The 16122-nt window shown below is 49.1% G+C and carries 17 protein-coding genes; 5 read left to right on the top strand and 12 right to left on the bottom strand.

All coding sequences use genetic code 11. The features are described from left to right. Positions 1 to 18 precede the first annotated feature (18 nt). From NSU01_RS17215 to NSU01_RS17190, 6 genes are all read right to left on the bottom strand, one after another. The gene (locus tag NSU01_RS17215; RefSeq protein ID WP_076245854.1) at positions 19 to 774 is read right to left on the bottom strand and encodes a carboxymuconolactone decarboxylase family protein; all 756 of its coding nucleotides are present in this window, start codon (positions 772 to 774) and stop codon (positions 19 to 21) included. Between the two features lie 170 nt (positions 775 to 944). Beyond that, a complete protein-coding gene (locus tag NSU01_RS17210) occupies positions 945 to 1493 on the bottom strand; it encodes a GNAT family N-acetyltransferase (protein WP_042236442.1) in 549 nt (182 codons plus the stop codon). Positions 1494 to 1718: 225 nt separating this feature from the next. Beyond that, positions 1719 to 2459, bottom strand: coding sequence for an SDR family NAD(P)-dependent oxidoreductase (locus NSU01_RS17205; protein ID WP_256703945.1), 741 nt, complete (start codon positions 2457 to 2459; stop codon positions 1719 to 1721). Positions 2460 to 2670: 211 nt separating this feature from the next. Further along, entirely contained in the window at positions 2671 to 3594 is a 924-nt protein-coding gene (locus tag NSU01_RS17200) for a metal ABC transporter substrate-binding protein (RefSeq protein WP_042137290.1), read from the bottom strand. Continuing rightward, on the bottom strand, positions 3591 to 4433 hold the full coding sequence (locus tag NSU01_RS17195) for a metal ABC transporter permease (RefSeq protein WP_144026133.1): 843 nt from the start codon (positions 4431 to 4433) through the stop codon (positions 3591 to 3593). Before NSU01_RS17195 ends, NSU01_RS17200 begins: the two co-directional genes overlap by 4 nt. Further along, positions 4426 to 5169: a metal ABC transporter ATP-binding protein gene (locus tag NSU01_RS17190; RefSeq protein ID WP_197073119.1), complete on the bottom strand. Its 744-nt coding sequence runs from the start codon at positions 5167 to 5169 to the stop codon at positions 4426 to 4428. Before NSU01_RS17190 ends, NSU01_RS17195 begins: the two co-directional genes overlap by 8 nt. 215 nt (positions 5170 to 5384) lie before the next feature. Between NSU01_RS17190 and NSU01_RS17185 the strand changes: the two genes are divergently transcribed. Beyond that, positions 5385 to 5804: a GNAT family N-acetyltransferase gene (locus tag NSU01_RS17185; RefSeq protein ID WP_042236440.1), complete on the top strand. Its 420-nt coding sequence runs from the start codon at positions 5385 to 5387 to the stop codon at positions 5802 to 5804. Between the two features lie 65 nt (positions 5805 to 5869). Here NSU01_RS17185 and aldA read toward each other — a convergent pair whose 3' ends face one another. Next, on the bottom strand, positions 5870 to 7315 hold the full coding sequence (aldA, locus tag NSU01_RS17180) for an aldehyde dehydrogenase (protein WP_256703944.1): 1446 nt from the start codon (positions 7313 to 7315) through the stop codon (positions 5870 to 5872). Positions 7316 to 7484: 169 nt separating this feature from the next. On the opposite strand from aldA, the gene NSU01_RS17175 reads away from it, so the two are divergent. From NSU01_RS17175 to NSU01_RS17165, 3 genes are read left to right on the top strand one after another with little or no spacing between them, the layout of a single operon-like run. After that, on the top strand, positions 7485 to 8234 hold the full coding sequence (locus NSU01_RS17175; RefSeq protein ID WP_076245852.1) for a (Fe-S)-binding protein: 750 nt from the start codon (positions 7485 to 7487) through the stop codon (positions 8232 to 8234). Next, positions 8231 to 9658, top strand: coding sequence for a LutB/LldF family L-lactate oxidation iron-sulfur protein (locus tag NSU01_RS17170; RefSeq protein ID WP_076245850.1), 1428 nt, complete (start codon positions 8231 to 8233; stop codon positions 9656 to 9658). Before NSU01_RS17175 ends, NSU01_RS17170 begins: the two co-directional genes overlap by 4 nt. Then, on the top strand, positions 9655 to 10329 hold the full coding sequence (locus NSU01_RS17165; RefSeq protein WP_076245847.1) for a lactate utilization protein C: 675 nt from the start codon (positions 9655 to 9657) through the stop codon (positions 10327 to 10329). Before NSU01_RS17170 ends, NSU01_RS17165 begins: the two co-directional genes overlap by 4 nt. Here the strand turns inward: NSU01_RS17165 and NSU01_RS17160 are convergent. The 5 genes from NSU01_RS17160 to NSU01_RS17140 form a co-directional block, all read right to left on the bottom strand. Continuing rightward, entirely contained in the window at positions 10326 to 10934 is a 609-nt protein-coding gene (locus tag NSU01_RS17160) for a sugar O-acetyltransferase (RefSeq protein WP_076245845.1), read from the bottom strand. The two genes, NSU01_RS17165 and NSU01_RS17160, sit on opposite strands and share 4 nt — an antisense overlap. A 140-nt stretch (positions 10935 to 11074) precedes the next feature. Beyond that, positions 11075 to 12310, bottom strand: coding sequence for an MFS transporter (locus NSU01_RS17155; RefSeq protein WP_076245843.1), 1236 nt, complete (start codon positions 12308 to 12310; stop codon positions 11075 to 11077). A 150-nt stretch (positions 12311 to 12460) separates the two neighbouring features. Beyond that, positions 12461 to 12934: a MarR family transcriptional regulator gene (locus tag NSU01_RS17150; RefSeq protein WP_042137278.1), complete on the bottom strand. Its 474-nt coding sequence runs from the start codon at positions 12932 to 12934 to the stop codon at positions 12461 to 12463. Between the two features lie 48 nt (positions 12935 to 12982). Continuing rightward, on the bottom strand, positions 12983 to 13657 hold the full coding sequence (gene bshB2 / locus NSU01_RS17145) for a bacillithiol biosynthesis deacetylase BshB2 (protein WP_076245841.1): 675 nt from the start codon (positions 13655 to 13657) through the stop codon (positions 12983 to 12985). Positions 13658 to 13672: 15 nt separating this feature from the next. Continuing rightward, positions 13673 to 14554, bottom strand: a complete 882-nt coding sequence (locus tag NSU01_RS17140; RefSeq protein WP_042236432.1) for a LysR family transcriptional regulator — start codon at positions 14552 to 14554, stop codon at positions 13673 to 13675. Positions 14555 to 14667: 113 nt separating this feature from the next. Between NSU01_RS17140 and NSU01_RS17135 the strand changes: the two genes are divergently transcribed. Next, positions 14668 to 16047 (top strand): MFS transporter, encoded by a 1380-nt coding sequence (locus NSU01_RS17135; RefSeq protein WP_076245839.1) that lies wholly within the window; start codon positions 14668 to 14670, stop codon positions 16045 to 16047. Positions 16048 to 16122: the final 75 nt, after the last annotated feature.

Below are 16122 nucleotides of genomic sequence, written 5' to 3'. Positions count from 1 at the left end.
ATTCTATCCTCCTGTTAACTATGATTTCGCTGCTGCTTCGTTCACGCACCGCAGCGCATTCAGACTGCGCGGATAACCGATGTAAGGCAGGCATTGGGAGATAATTTTGATCAAGAACTCCTTATCATTTCCAAGCCTCATATTGGCTGCGGCATGACTGGTCGCCTGCGGTTCACAACCGCCTTGGGCATACAGGAAGCAGAACGTAATCATCTCTCTTTGTTTGAGATCCAGTCCTTGCCGGGTATAGTAGTCGCCGAAGCAATTAGCCGCAAGCCATTGATTGATGTGCCGGCTCTCCTCCGGTCCTGATTTCCAGAACTCCTGCATGCTCTCGCCAAAAATATCCACCTGCGCCTGAATCCCCGCTTTAAGACGCGTTTCCATGGTGGTTGTGGCCTGCCCCGGTAGAGGAAGCTCCACACCTCCCGCAGTCAATACATCATTCAGGACATGCAGGAAAGGAAGAACTCTGCCAATACCGAGATAAGCGACGGACTGATAGACTATTTCCTTGGCTTCTACCGGTGTAACGCCAAAGTTCAGGGCTGCGGGCAGCATAGCTTTGAACTCATCGATTCCCTGACAGCCGATTAATACAGATAGAATGGCCATCATACGGGTCCGGTCATCCAAATCATCCTGATGAACCACTTCATCAAATGCAAAATTATCAAACCGCTCGATAAACTCGGGATCGGTTACTTGAAGCTTGGATTCGTAGCCCGGAAACATTCTTTCGAGGTATTTCTTTGCGGTATTTGTAATCTCCATTGTGTACTCCTCCTGATCATTTCTGGACGCTTATTATTCTTTCGCCAAAAAGGGTCAACCAAACAAGTTGGCTAACCCTTTATTTAAATGAATTCATGTCTATTATTATACTTGAGTCTCTTTATAATACAATTTATGATTTCGCCTAAAAAGTACAGTAATGTACTATTTTAACGAAAATGTCTATTAAAATTAACTTCCAGGTCCGGAGCTATTCTCCAGTCGTTACACCGGATCATCGTGCCTAAAGGATATTCAAAATCACATTCACCCATAAATGTGAAGCCAAGCTTACTGCAAATGGCGTTAGAAGCAGGATGGCTGATTTTGGGGAAAGCATGAATATACTTGTGCTTCTGCTCTGAATGGATCCTAGCTATGGCCTTAACGGTTGCTTCTGCAGCTATACCTTGCCCTTGAAAAGCAGTTAACACGCTCCATCCGATCTCATACACCGGTTCCCCATGCCAAGTCTGATCCCAGTAACCTACACTGCCGGCTACTTCTAGCTCTGGCTGCAACAGGATCTTGAACATTCTCCCTGTTCCAGTTCCGGCAATCTCACAGTAACGTTTATGACGGGACAGGAGCTTCTCCTCCGTCTCCGGTCCTCCAAGGAACACTGTCATCTCGGGAGAATTCAATTGCTGCAGCAATCCGAAATCTCCGGCATCCCAAGGTTCAATGCTTACCTCCGGCCTGTACTTCTGTTCTGCCATTACACACACCTCCACATATAATTGCTGACGGACTCTCAGCTTCATATTATACGATCCCATTAAAAAAGCCCGAAAGCTAAACTTCAGGCAAGTTTCTTCTATAATTAGCCGCTGGGAAGCGAAGAAATGCTGCATTTCATACAACAATGGCGGATTGGTGCCGGAAAAATGAGCACATTGTTGCAATTTGTGCAGGATTTTAAAATGAAATTGGATCTTCACCACTTACCAGGGCAGCGTATTACCGGCATAGTCAATCAGAGTAAGCTCTTGCTGCTTGTAATCCGACTTCAGGCGATTCGCGATCTGCTGCAGAATAGACCCGGCTGATTCATCAGCGGTGAGGCTTCCGGTTATATCCAGCTTTCCTTGCATATAAGTCTGGACATGACCCGGATGGATAACCATAACCTTGCCGCCCTGCGCCGCAATCTGATTCTGAATTAACTGAGACTGCATATTTAGCGCGGCCTTGGACATGCAGTAAGCGTACCAGCTGTTGCGCCAGCAGGTTCCAATACTGCCTGCTTCTGATGAAATGTTAACGATCAGCTTGCTGTCACTCCGGAGAATAGAATCAATTAAGCCATTCGACATCCGCAGCGAGCCTAGCGTGTTCACCCGGAAGACCTGCTCCATTTCATCAAAATCCAGCGTATCCTGAATCGTCTTGCTCATATCACCCAGAATCGCCCCGTTGTTAATCAGTATGTCCACCCGGTCCGTGTAAGCTGCAATAGCCGCGACCGCTTGTTGTACACTTTCTGCGTTGCTTATATCCAGGTTCAGCACCTGCAGCTGCTCTTCATAGCTTGCCTTCAGCTGTTCCAAGTGTTCATTGCTCTCCTGCAGATACTGCCCGGCCAACACATGATAACCCTGCTCCAGCAGTGCCTTAACCAGACTCAGCCCAACGCCCCGGTCAGCACCCGTAACTATAGCCCATCGACTCTCCAACAGGCTCACCTCCTGCCCGATTTCTCGTAAGTAAAATGCAGTACACCAGTTGATTATACGAGACTAGGCGTGGCATATCCATAACGGAATGCTTGCAGTTCATGTAATAATGTCCGCAAAACACCTCGCAAAGCGGGCATCCGCAGCAAACCATGAAACCTAAAAAGAGTGTTCCAAGCAGCGGATTCCGCTTTTTGGACACTCTTCATGTGCCTTACCTTCATTTATCAGGTGACAACCCTTCGATGACCTTGTCGATATTCCATTGAATCATCTTAATGTAGGTGTCGCCGTCTTCCCCTTTTTTAGCTAAAGAATCAGTGAAGATCTTAGAATGTATGGGCACTCCTGTCTCATTAGAGATGGTCTCCATCGTCTTGGGGTTCACGCTCGTCTCCAGGAATAACGCAGGCACCTGATTCTCTTCAATAATACTAATGATCCGTTTCATTTGCTCCGGCGTCCCCTGGCTGTCCGTATTAATCTCCCAGATGAAAGCCGATTCGAAGCCGTAAGCCTTCGAGAAATACTTGAATGCCCCTTCGCTGGTAACGAGAATCCGCTGTTCCTGCGGGATCTTATTTACTTCCTCTTTGGCGTATTGGTCCAGCTCATTCAGTTCCTTCACATAGGCTGTCTGATTGTTAAGATAATACTCCTTGTTGTCCGGGTCCTGTTCAATTACACGTTTGGTGATCACATCCACATACTTAATGGAATTCTGGATATCCAGCCAGGCGTGGGGGTCCACTTGCGTTTCCTTGCCTTTCTCAGTCAGATACATCGGGGTCACTTCATCGGAGACTGCAAAAGCAACCTCGTTCTTGTTCGTCACCTTCAGCAGGTCCTGGAACCATCCTTTTCCCGTCTCCAGATTCAGGCCGTTATAGAAAATCAGATCTGCGCTAGACACCTTGCCCGTATCTGCGGGTAATGGATCATACATATGCGGGTCTGTTCCAATGGGAACCATACTGTATACTTCAGCTTTGTCCCCGACAATATTCTCGGTCATATCTGCGATGATGGAGTACGTGGCAACAATCTGCAGCTTATCCTCACCCGCTTCCCCCTCATTAGTATTAGAACAAGCAGCGAGCAGTGAGATCAGTACGATAGATGATAGCCATTTGAGTTGTTTCATCCTTGCTTCAGCCCTTTCCTTAAGAAATTATTTTTGGGTGACAGTATGAAGGAGACCGCGAACAGGCTCACACCCACCAGTACTATCGTGGCACTTGTCGGGAGATTAAAGCCAAAGCTGAGATACACACCTACAATTCCCGATACCGCCCCCACCGCAGAGGCTAATACAATCATGTGGATCAGCGTATGGGTCCATAAATAGGAGGTGGCTGCCGGGATCACCAGCATCGCAATGACAAGCACAATCCCCACTTGCGATAACGAGGATACCGTAACTACAGACAGCAGCATCATCAGCAGATAATGATAGAAGCCTGTTTTTAAACCATAAGCCTTGGCAACTACCGGATCGAACGAGCTGATCAGCAGCTCTTTATACAGCAATACAATAATGGCAATCACAACGAGCATGATGATGAAAGATTGCGTTAACTCAGACTGCGGAACGGCGAGGATATTCCCGAACAGAATATGAGTCAGATCCAGACCGCTTTTGGCAAAAGTAATGAGGACAATCCCCAGGGCGAAAAATGAACTGAGTATAATGCCGATAGAGGTGTCGCTTTTGATCGTACTGCGGCTTGTAATGAATTGGATAAGGATTGCGGCCAGCAGGCCAAACAGGGATGCGCCCAGCAGGATGTTGATCCCCAGTATGTAGGACAAGGCTACACCAGGCAGTACAGCATGAGATAAAGCATCGCCCATCAGCGACATCTTCCGGAGAACAATGAAGCTGCCCAGCGCCCCCGATACAATGCCCAGGATGATGGCGGATAAGCCGGCGTTAAGCGCATAGACCGGGATGTTGAACAAGTCTGACATATAATTAATCATATTCGGTCCCTCCTGCCCCTTTGATGATCACATTGCCCAAGGAGGCACCATATGCTGCGCGGATATTGTCGGTAGTGAAGGTATCTTTCACATCTCCAAAGGCGATCAGTTTTTTATTCAGGATAATAATTTTGTCAAAATACTCTTCCACCTCATGCAGATCATGGTGAACGACGAGAATGGTTTTGCCCTCTTCACGAAGATGCTTAAGCAGATTCACGATAATCTTCTCACTGACCATGTCGATCCCGACAAACGGTTCATCCAGGAAAAAAACGTCCGCTCCCTGGGCGAGTGCCCTGGCAATAAAGACCCTTTGCAGCTGTCCGCCGGATAAATTGCTGATTTGTTTATTCGCAAGATCGCTTATATCCACCATCGCCATACATTCCTCGGCCCGTTCCCGGTCTTTTTTGCCGGGGCGCTGGAAGATTCTCAGGTTCGGGTAGGTTCCAGTCAACACCGTATCCTTCACCGTGATCGGAAACGTGAGATCAATATCATTTTTTTGCGGCACGTAGGCAATCTTCCGTTTGTACTCCGAAATATCCCTGCCCTCAACCCTGACCGAGCCAGTTCTCTTCTTAATCACTTCTAATAATGCCTTAATCAGTGTTGATTTCCCTGCGCCATTCGGTCCGATGATCCCCACCGTATGCCCGAACGGGATCTCGAGATTCACATTCTCCAGTGCTGAACTGCCGAAATAATCAACATTTAGGTCTTTAATCTCGATCATATGCTAACTCCTTATCTGCTAATAGCTGTCTGAAATATGACGTAATTATGAGTCTGAATATTCTTTGTTTCCTGAATGAAACAATAAGTTCTGAATACATAATTGTTTCCTGCGGGAAACATTTAGTCTTATGAACAATATATTTAACTGCGGGCAAATTGTCAATAATAATTTAAATTTGTGTTACAATTTCAGCAGAAGGAGTGATTGGGTTGAGAATCGCAGATTTGAACCTGGAGCAGAACAGTCAGGAAATATCGGGATTACTGGAGGAGCATAGCCGGCGGATGGATGACAGCATTCCGCCTTATGAGCGCGAAGTGATCTCGCTGGCAGCTTATGAAGGTGATACATATGTAGGAGGCATTACCGGTGATATGGTCTGGAAGATTCTAAATGTTCACCTGCTGGCCGTCGATCCCGCCTATAGAGGCAACGGACTAGGCGGAATACTGCTCAAGGAGCTGGAAGACAGAGCCCGGTCGCACGGCTGTAAGGTGAGTGAATTAACTACCATGAGCTGGCAGGCTCCGCACTTTTATCAGAAGCTGGGGTACGAGGTCTTCGGGGAGATCCATAATTGTCCCCAGGAAGGCCAGACGAAATATTATTTGAAGAAAAGTCTTGAATAACCACGCAAAAATGCTCCCACACTGCCTGGGAGCATTTATTATATCTGCGAGAATTATGAGTTCATTTAGTTAACTGACTTGTCATACTGTAGATAGACTACGTGCGTCTGCAGGTATTCGTTCAGTCCATGTTTGCCGTCGGCACCGCCGATCCCGGACTTTCTCCAGCCTGCGTGGAAGCCCTGCATCGCTTCAAAATTCTCGCGGTTAATGTAGGTCTCTCCGTATTTCAGACGTTTGATTACTTTCATAGCGACATTCAAATTCTGGGTATATAAGGACGAGGTTAAGCCGAATTCACTGTCGTTGGCAAGCGCGATCGCTTCATCCAGGGTGGAGAACGAAATGACCGGGATAACCGGTCCGAAGATTTCATCCTGCACAATCTCCATGTCGTTGGTGGCATTCGTGATGACCGTCGGCTCGAAGAAACTGCCTGCACCTTCTACCTTTTTACCGCCAAGAGCAATTGTAGCCCCCTCTTGTACTGCACGGTCTACCTTCTGTTGAACCGATTCCTGTGCGGCCTTATTAATCAGCGGCCCCATATGAATATCCTTATCCTTGAGCGGGTCTCCGTATTTCACTGCCTTCATAGCTTCAACCAGGCGGGAGGTGAATTCATCCTTAATGCCCTCATGTACATAGACGCGCTCTGCACAGTTACAGACTTGGCCTGTATTAATCACCCGGGAATCTACGATCGCTTTGATCGCCAGGTCCAGATCGGCATCCTTCATGACAATCGCCGGTGCCTTGCCGCCCAGCTCCAGACTGACCTTGATGATATTCTCGGCGGCCGCCTCCATCACCTTTTGTCCGGCGGGTACACTGCCTGTAAGACTGACCATTCCGACCTTCGGGTTACTGGCCAGTTCATGGCCTACTTCTCCGCCTCTGCCTGTTACCAGGTTGAATACCCCTTTGGGCAGGCCGGCTTTATCAACAATACGGCTGAAGGCCACGGCATTGTTCGGGGATTCCGCACTTGGCTTGACGACAATCGTATTGCCGGTAATCAGCGCCGGAGCCATCTTTCTCGCGATCAGGAAGAACGGGAAATTCCAGGGCAGGATGCCTGTCGTTACACCAATTGCCCGTTTAAACACAAAAATATTCTCATTATCACGGTCGCTCTGAACGATCTCCCCTTCATAACGCCGTGCCCATTCCGCCATATAATCCAAATAATCCGCTGTAAAGTTAACCTCTACCGCAGATAATTCCAATGTCTTGCCTACTTCTTCCGAGATCAGCCTGGCGATGCTGTCCGCCTCCGCGCGTATCCCGTCTGCAATGGCATGCAAATATCTGCCTCTCTCGACGGCCGGAGATTCCTCCCAGGCTAATTGGGCTTCTTCCGCTGCATTAATGGCACGTATGACATCATTCCTTGTAGCCTTGGGAACCTGTGAGATTACTTCATCTGTTGCCGGGTTGGTTACTTCGATCCATTCTTTGCCTTCGGATTCCGTAAATTGGCCATCGATATACATCAAATGCTTGGTCACTGTTTCTCCCCCTCAAGGTAGATTATTACAATTGCCCAACCATAGTGTAAACGCTATCAATATTTATTGTCAATAAGATTCACATTTACTATTTGTTTTTATGTTGTTTTTCATTGACTTCTTGAGTTAAGCTATGAATATAGGGTTACATTGATTGGAGGGATCGGCTGTGAAAGTCAGTATTTTCTCTACTTGTTTAGTAGACCTTATGACCCCGGAGGTCGGTATTGCTATGGTTGAAGTCCTTGAGCGGCTGGGTTGTGAGATCGATTTCCCGGCTTCGCAGGTCTGCTGCGGGCAGCCCACTTACAACAGCGGCTATTTGAAGGATTCGAAGCTCGCCATGCAGAATATGATGCTTGCCTTCGAGAACTCCGAATATGTCGTGGGTCCTTCCGGCTCCTGCGTTGCTATGTTCCATGAATACCCGAAGATCTTCAAAGGTGATCCGCAGTGGGAATTGAAAGCGGTTGCTTTGAAAGAAAAATCCTATGAGTTCACGCAGTTCATCGTCAGGGTGCTTGGCGTCACTGATGTTGGTGCAAGCCTTGAAGGAACCGCCACCTACCACCGTTCCTGCCATATGACAAGACTGCTGGGTGAGAAGGAAACTCCATATCAGCTGCTTAAACACGTCAGAGGACTGCAGCTGGAGCCGCTTAAGAACAGCGATAACTGCTGCGGTTTTGGCGGAACCTTTTCGGTCAAAATGCCCGAGATTTCCGAGCAGATGGTGGACGAGAAATGCGGCTGTATCAAGGATACCGGAGCTGATATTCTGATTAGTGCAGATATGGGCTGCCTGCTGAATATCGGGGGGCGTCTGTCCCGCAAGGGTGAGCCTGTCAAGATTATGCATATTGCTGAAGTGCTGAATCAGCATCAGCCTGTTGTTAGCAGAGGAGGAAGCCGGACTTGAGCCTGCAAACCGATAAACGTAATTTCAGCGAACGGACTTTGGACGGTCTTGGGGATTCATTCATGCGAAATGCTGTCGGTTCTGCGCAGGACAGTCTCAAGACGAGACGTCTGTCTGCCGCCACCGCACTAGGGGATTGGGAGCAGTGGCGGAACGCAGGCCAGCTTATCCGCCAGCATACCCTGCTGAATCTGGATTATTATCTCGGCCAGCTCGCCGATAATGTTGAGCGACAAGGCGGCCATATTTATTTTGCAGCTACCAAAGAAGAAGCCAGCAGTTATATAAGAGATGTGATCGTCCGCAAGCAGGCTAAAAAGGTTGTAAAATCCAAATCTATGGTCACGGAGGAAATTGAGCTGAACCATGTCCTGATCGAAGCCGGCTGTGAGCTGATTGAGACGGATCTTGGGGAGTATATCCTCCAAATGGATGATTGGGACCCGCCCTCGCATATCGTCGCTCCCGCACTGCATAAAGACCGGAGACAAATCCGGCGGGTGTTCTCAGAGAAGCTCGGATATACGGGAGATGAAACCCCGGAGAATCTGGCCGGATTCGCCCGGACGGTTCTGCGGCAGAAGTTCCTGGAAGCTGAAGTCGGGATTACGGGCTGCAACTTCGCCATAGCTAATCTGGGAGCGATCAATCTGGTGACCAATGAGGGCAATGGTGATCTTACGGCTGCCATTCCGAAGACCCATATTGCGGTGATGGGTATGGAGCGGATTGTCCCGACCATGGAGGAAATGGAGGTGCTGGATAACCTGCTCTGCCGCAGTGCCGTCGGACAGAAATTAACCAGCTACATTACCGTATTGGGGCCTTCTGCAGCCGGAGAGACAGATGGTCCCGAGGAATTCCACCTGGTTGTTGTCGACAACGGCCGGTCCGATATTCTGGGAAGTGAATTTAACGAGGCGTTGCAGTGTATCCGCTGCGGTGCTTGCCTTAATGTCTGCCCGATCTACCGCCATATCGGCGGGCATGCCTACGGATCAATCTATCCGGGCCCGATCGGTGCGGTAATCACTCCGCTGCTTGGCGGGTACGATGACTATAAGGAGCTGCCGTTTGCCTCCAGTCTCTGCGGTGCTTGTACAGATGTCTGCCCGGTGAAGATTCCGCTGCATGAGCAGCTGATCATGCACCGGCAGAACATTGTCGGGCAGCGAAGAACCGGCGCCGCAGACAGGCTTCAGATGAAAGCGGCCAGCCGGCTGCTGTCCTCCCCTGCCCTATTCGGCCGGACCCTGCGGTTTGCACACTCCGCCAGCCGATTGATGAGTAAACAGGGGCGAATCGTAAGAGGACCCGCCTTGATTCACGGCTGGATTCATGCCCGCGACCTCAAGCAGCCCGTCAAGCAGCAGGACAGCTTCCGGGCATGGATGGAGAAACGTAAAGGAGGGTCAGAGCAATGACAGTATCCTCGAATAAGGAGGCTTTTCTGAATACAATTGCCGCTAAGCTGGGCCGGGAACGTAAGACTAATGTTCAGCGGCCTGTTATACAGGACTTGATTCCGGACAACTATGGCGAGCTAACTAACGATGATCTGGTAGAGATTCTTAAGGAGCAGTGTTTCTTCATTCACACTCAGGTGATTGAATCGAATCCGGAGATTCTGCAGCGGACCTTGGATGATCTTATAGAAGCGAATGGCGGCGGGCTGGTTATGACTTCCGGAGATCCCCGGTTTGCCGAATACGGGCTGGAGTTCCCGGATGCCGCCATGTGGGAGGAAGCAGCAGGAAGAGAGGAGAATATTAGGCGGGCTGAATCAGCGAATACAGCGATTATCTTCGCCGACTGTGCGCTGGCTGAGTCCGGAACGGTTGTGGTGGAGAGCCGCCCGGATCAGGGCCGCTCCCTTCACTTCCTGCCTGCCCATTATATTGCGGTGATTGAGCGGCAGAGGCTTGTGCTCCGTTCTACTCAGGCAGCAGCAGCGTTTAACCGGAGAATTCAAGCCGGTGAGCCGGTGGGCTCATCGATTAATTTCATCTCCGGCCCCTCCAATTCCGCCGATATCGAAATGAAACTCGTGGTGGGTGTGCATGGACCGCTGAGAGCTACCTATGTGCTTATTTAGTAATCCGTAACATCAAATTCTCTGTCCTTATAATAAAATTTCCGGTCTTCTTCAGTGATCTCACGGATAATTCTGCATGGGCTGCCTACTGCTATCACATTATCGGGAATGTCCTTGGTCACCACGCTGCCAGCCCCGATCACTACATTGTTACCTATGGTTACACCGGGATTCACTATAACATTGCCGCCGATCCAGACATTATTGCCGATCGTTATAGCGATCCCATATTCATAGCCTGAATTCCGGGAATCGGGATGGACGGGATGTCCTGCGGTATAGAGCGATACATTCGGAGCAAACATGACATTATCACCGATGACGACTCTGCCGACATCAAGAATAGTGCAGTTGAAATTAGCATAGAAATTATTCCCCACAGAGATGTTGGTTCCATAATCGCAGTGGAAGGGCGCTTCGATATGAACTACCTCTCCTGTCTTGCCGATAATCTTCCGGATCAGTGCTGCTCTCTCCTCTTCTTCATCAGGACGGAGCAGATTGAACTGATGGACCATCAGTCTGGCAGCTGTTCTCTCTTCCGTTAATCCATCCAGCCAAGCTTTATAAGGGAGACCTGCAAGCATTCTTTCTTTCTGGTTCATTGTTTGTTCCTGCCTTTTCTTGTAGAGTAATCGGCCGACCTGCACCTCAATCACCACTTATTAAATGACTTGTAATAAGTTATACCATAATTATATAGGAAGAACAAGAGCCCCACTGATTGGCGGGGCTGCAAGACATTTTACATTGTTACATACGTTCTCTTGTATAGAACCGGTATTGCCGCTGTGATTAGGATGATCCCCATAACAGCAGGCGCAGAATGACCAAGCGATACATAGATTTGCCCCCCAATGAGAGGCCCGATCATCCTGGCCAACGCCTGAATCGATTGGCTGCCGCCTTGAATCCTCCCTTGTTCACTCGAATCGACAGACTTGGATAGCATCCCGTTGAACGAAGGCCCGAAGATCGAATCACCAAAGCCGAAGATGAACATTCCAACGATGAAAAGCGGATAGAACGCTAAGAGTGACGAGACGGCAATGAACCCATAGCCTATAATCTCCGAGACCATTCCAAGTACGGCGATCTGCTGATCACTTAATTTCTTCAGAAGCTTGGGCATGATGAAGCCTTGCGACAGGATATCCTGAAAACCCATAATGGAGAACATTAGTCCGATGATTGCCGGTTTCCAGCTGAAGGAATCCATTGTGAATTGTGAGAACACAGCCTGCATAGATCCATTAGGTATCCAGAGCAGGAAGGCGGAAATAAGCAGCCTGTTCAAGTTTTTCATGGAGAGCAGACTGGCCAGCTGTGAGAATGGATTCAGTCTAACAAAGGTAATCTCTTGCAGTCTATTATTCTTGCTCAGACTCTCCGGCATGTAGAAGAATCCGTAGATAACATTCAATAAAGTAATGGCCGCTCCAAAATACATCGGTACAGCATAGCCAAACTTGGCAAGTAATCCGCCTACACTCGGGCCAATAATGGTGCCTGCACCTACTACTGCACTCACCCAGCCAAAGTATTTGGTTCTTTGCTCCGGTGGAATAATGTCTGCAAAATAGGCAAAGATCGTGCTGATGCTCCCGCCTGTTATACCTTCTATGATCCGACCGGCGAACAGTACCCACAGGGCTCCTCCTATACCAAAAATAAAGTACCCGATCGCAGAACCTAACAAGCATATTAAGAGCAATGGACGGCGGCCGTATTTGTCGCTTAGTGCTCCAAGTACCGGGGCCGCAAAAAAAACGCAAAATGCATAAACGGAGGTCAGCAGCGTAACCATTACCGCTTGTTCTCCCGGATTATCGGTATACGGCTGCACTAAGAATGGAACGACAGGCGCTATGATAGTGAAGCCTATTCCGCACAGAAATACAGAGATAAGGCCGAAGATTAAAGCGTGTCTGTCTACGGTTTGTTCTGTGTTCTGTGTAGAGTGTGATCTGGATTTGAACATGTAATTCTCCCCTCAAACGTCATGATTATGTTTCCTAGGAAACATAATCATCCTACTGCATTTTTGTTTCCTCGTCAACAAAAATGCAATAAAAAGACAACCGTTCTCGAAAGAGCCCGGCTGCCTGAGGTTTCATTATCAGTATTCAATTCATTCCGATTTCAAATCTGTACCGAGTTTTGTGATTTCTGCATCCAAATGCCTGCTATACTTCTCAATGAAGCCAAGCATGTTGTCATATTGCTCCTCTGTTACCTGCTCGAATACAGCTTTATCCCGCTCGCGGAATTCCTGGTGCAGCTCCTCATGGACTTTGCTGACCGCTTCCCCTTGCTTCGTAAGCCTGAAATAGATTTCTTTCTTATTATCCGGCTTCTGGTAGCTTTCGATATAGCCCTTTTCCATGAGCTTCTTGGTTATTTTGCTTATAGCACTTCTAGTCATATAAAAATGCTCCGCAAGTATGGTCACGTTGGAATCCGCATTTTGCCCGATATATTCGATGCAATGTACCTCAGAGGGCTTGTACCCCTTAAGACTCTCTTCCATCTTGGATTTATTCAGCCAGCTCAGCTTGTTAAATAAATCCCTGAAATTCATCAGGACCTGTTCTTCTTTGTTCATGGCCTGCCCTCCCGACGCCTTAGTGCATTAACATTATTATTGTAGCACTTATTCCATCCGGTAGGTCCAAAAGGATTCCCGTCCGAACCGGGTTTGAATCTCCTCCGCAGTCAGCTCCCGGCTTCCCACAAGCTCCGCTGCTTGATATTGCGAACGGTGGGCCTGAATCGAGGCCATTTTCTTCGCTAGGAATGCAGTCACGTCTACGTTCACATCCGCCGGGCCGATCATCTGCTCATGGTTGCTGGAGAACGCAATACAGTGCACTGTTGGCCGCTGCGCAGCCGGGAGCCTGCCGACCGCCCGGATGACAGCGGCTCCGGTGGCATCGTGATCGGGATGGACACTATAGCCCGGATAAAAGGTAATGACGAGCGATGGGGTCAATTCCTCGAGCAGTGCCAGCAGTGTATTATCCAGCAGCTGCGGGTCTTCGAATTCGATCATTTTATCGTGGAAACCAAGCATCCTTAAATCCTGTATGCCAATCGCACGGCAGGAGGCTATCAATTCTTCCTTGCGGATCTCCGGCAAAGTAACCCGGTTCGCGAATGGCGGGATTCCCATGTTCCGTCCCATCTCCCCTAAGGTCAGACAGGCATAGGTTACCCCGGCACCGCTGTCTATGTACTTTGCCAGGGTCCCTGCAGCAGCGAAGGCTTCATCATCGGGATGCGGAAATACAACTAGCACGCGCTTATGTTCAGCTTGATTAATATCCATGGCTCACAGCCCCCTTCATTCTTCATTGTTTCCATCAAAATATTCAATAACGACGTCACGGAATATCCGTCCAGCCTGTGAAATGTAGCGGCTCTTATGCCATAACAAGGCGATTTCCCTGACCAGGCCCTGATCCTCAACAGGGATCAACACTATATTATCCTGGGCATTCTTGGCCGTGCCGGGTATGAAGGCTAAGCCGATTCCGGCTTCCACCAGGGCGACGAGCCTTGCCGGTTCATCCCCTTCATACACATACTTTGGGGTAAATCCTGCGGATTGGCATACGGAGTCCACCAAATCACGAATCCCGTAGCCTCTTGTGACACCGGCAAACCATTCATCCTTGAGCTCTATTAGGGATACGCTCTGGCGGCCTGCCAAACGGTGCCCCGCTGGAACGGCAACATAGATAGGGTCGGTGCAGACGATTTGACACTCCATCTCTTCTCCCCATACCGGAGGTGAGGACAAACAGAAATCGACCTCTCCCCTTCGAAGAAGGGTAATCATCTCCTGCATGGACAGCATTTGTACGTGAAAATGGACAGCCGGCAGCTTTTTGCGGAATTCCCGGAGGATATTAGGCAATGTGCTTGCGGTGGTGACGGCTAATTCAAGTGTATCCGGCTCCAGGCTGGACAGATCTCTAAGCTCCTGCCTCCCCTGTTCCAATTCAAACAAGGCTTTCTCCGCACGCGGAAGGAATCTGCTGCCGGACTCATTTAAGCGCAGCTTCCTCCCGGTCCGGTCAAACAGGGGAACCCCAAGATCCTCTTCCAGGCGCTGGATGGTCTTGCTGAGTGAGGACTGAGTCACATGCAACGTAAGCGCAGCCTCGGTCATATGCTCTAAACGGGCCACTGCGATGAAATATTGCAATTGAAGAAGTTCCATAACCCGCCTCCATTCATTCCCTCAAGTCTATGAAATCATAACATAAAATGCGTTGGAGTAAATAATCCAATTCAAGTACGATATCCCTAACGCAATGATAGGGGGAAATTACAATGAATACCCGCAGCTGGTGGTTAATGATATCCGTCGGGCTGGGAATCCTGCTAAACCCGCTCAACTCTTCGATGGTTTCTGTGGCTATACCACGATTACAGCATCAGTTTCAGCTTGATTACACCGTAGTCTCCTGGATTATCTTCTCATTCTATATTGCCAGCGCGGTTGCTCAACCTGTCATGGGCAAAGCCAGTGATATATTCGGACGCAGGACCATCTTTCTTACCGGGCTGGTTATTGTCTTCGTTGCTTCTATATTAGCTCCTTTGGCCCCGGGCTTCGGGTGGCTGATCGTATTCCGGATTGTTCAATCCGTTGGAACCAGTATGGTGGTGGCGGTAGGAATGGCTATTGTACGGGTGCATATTACGGAGAAGCAGGCTACCGCACTGTCTGTTCTGTCTATGTTCACATCGGGAGCCGCAGCCATTGGGCCTTTTATCGGAGGGGTACTGATTCACTTATGGGGCTGGTCGTCCATCTTCTTCATCAATGTTCCCTTTGTGACGGCAAGCTTTGTGTTAGCCTGGAGGACTATTCCTAAGGACCAGCCGCTGGCGGCCGCTGCCAATAAGCTGTCTATGCGCCAATGGATGAACCGTATGGATGTAGCTGGTATTCTGCTATTCTCTGTAGGTCTGGTTGCCCTGCTAGCTCAACTGCTGTCTGCCAAATCCTCCGGACATGTCTCCTTATTCAATGTTATAGCCGGACTTGCCGGACTTGTTCTACTTGCATTCTTCGTGCGGCATGAGCTCAGCGCAAAGTCACCTTTTATTCCGCTGCGGACTTTCGCGAGCTATCCGGCGCTGACCTGGGTCAATCTCCAGTTCATGCTGGTTAATCTTCTGTTTTATTCTGTCTTTTTCGGCTTGCCGTCTTACCTGCAGCTGGTTCGTCATGTCAGCGAGTTCCACACGGGAATTCTTATGTTAAGTCTGGGTTTATGCTCACTGGTTGTCTCTCCGCTGGCTGGGAAATGGATTGATGTATCAGGTCCAAGGCCCGCCATGGTAGTATCCGCAATCCTTATGACACTCGGATCAGTATGGATCGTGATGTTGAATCCGTCATCTCCGTTGGTCAGCATATGCCTCGCTCTGGCGGCCTTCGGAATCAGTAACGGATTGAACAATGTCGCGATGCAAGCCGCCTTGTTCAACAGTTCCCCCAAAGACATCATCGGCGTATCCTCCGGATTATTCAGTACGTCCAGATACTTCGGGACCATCCTTTCTTCGTTGCTGATCGGCATCGTGATGGGGAATCAGTTCAGCTTCGGCGGATTCCGGGTACTGGGGATCATCCTCACCGTTGTTGCTCTGTCTCTGGTGTACATGGGCTGGCGGCGTATGGATTCAGTGCAGCAACTATAGAATCTTATAAAAAGGCTCCTCCGCAGTCCTTCTGACTGTCGGCGGAGCCTTGATAAGTTCATATTAAGTATCTGC

The sequence above is a fragment of the Paenibacillus sp. FSL H8-0259 genome (assembly GCF_037963255.1).
Classification (GTDB): Bacteria; Bacillota; Bacilli; order Paenibacillales; family Paenibacillaceae; genus Paenibacillus_AQ; species Paenibacillus_AQ phytohabitans.
This window is presented reverse-complemented; position numbering and strand designations above follow the sequence as displayed.

Coding starts and splice junctions, on each gene's coding strand:
- NSU01_RS17140 (WP_042236432.1), bottom strand. CDS start 14,554: ATGGAACTTCTTCAATTGCAATATTTCATCGCAGTGGCCCGTTTAGAG.
- NSU01_RS17135 (WP_076245839.1), top strand. CDS start 14,668: ATGAATACCCGCAGCTGGTGGTTAATGATATCCGTCGGGCTGGGAATC.
- NSU01_RS17210 (WP_042236442.1), bottom strand. CDS start 1,493: ATGGCAGAACAGAAGTACAGGCCGGAGGTAAGCATTGAACCTTGGGAT.
- NSU01_RS17195 (WP_144026133.1), bottom strand. CDS start 4,433: ATGATTAATTATATGTCAGACTTGTTCAACATCCCGGTCTATGCGCTT.
- NSU01_RS17215 (WP_076245854.1), bottom strand. CDS start 774: ATGGAGATTACAAATACCGCAAAGAAATACCTCGAAAGAATGTTTCCG.
- bshB2 (WP_076245841.1), bottom strand. CDS start 13,657: ATGGATATTAATCAAGCTGAACATAAGCGCGTGCTAGTTGTATTTCCG.
- NSU01_RS17160 (WP_076245845.1), bottom strand. CDS start 10,934: ATGAACCAGAAAGAAAGAATGCTTGCAGGTCTCCCTTATAAAGCTTGG.
- NSU01_RS17150 (WP_042137278.1), bottom strand. CDS start 12,934: ATGAACAAAGAAGAACAGGTCCTGATGAATTTCAGGGATTTATTTAAC.
- NSU01_RS17200 (WP_042137290.1), bottom strand. CDS start 3,594: ATGAAACAACTCAAATGGCTATCATCTATCGTACTGATCTCACTGCTC.
- NSU01_RS17155 (WP_076245843.1), bottom strand. CDS start 12,310: ATGTTCAAATCCAGATCACACTCTACACAGAACACAGAACAAACCGTA.
- NSU01_RS17165 (WP_076245847.1), top strand. CDS start 9,655: ATGACAGTATCCTCGAATAAGGAGGCTTTTCTGAATACAATTGCCGCT.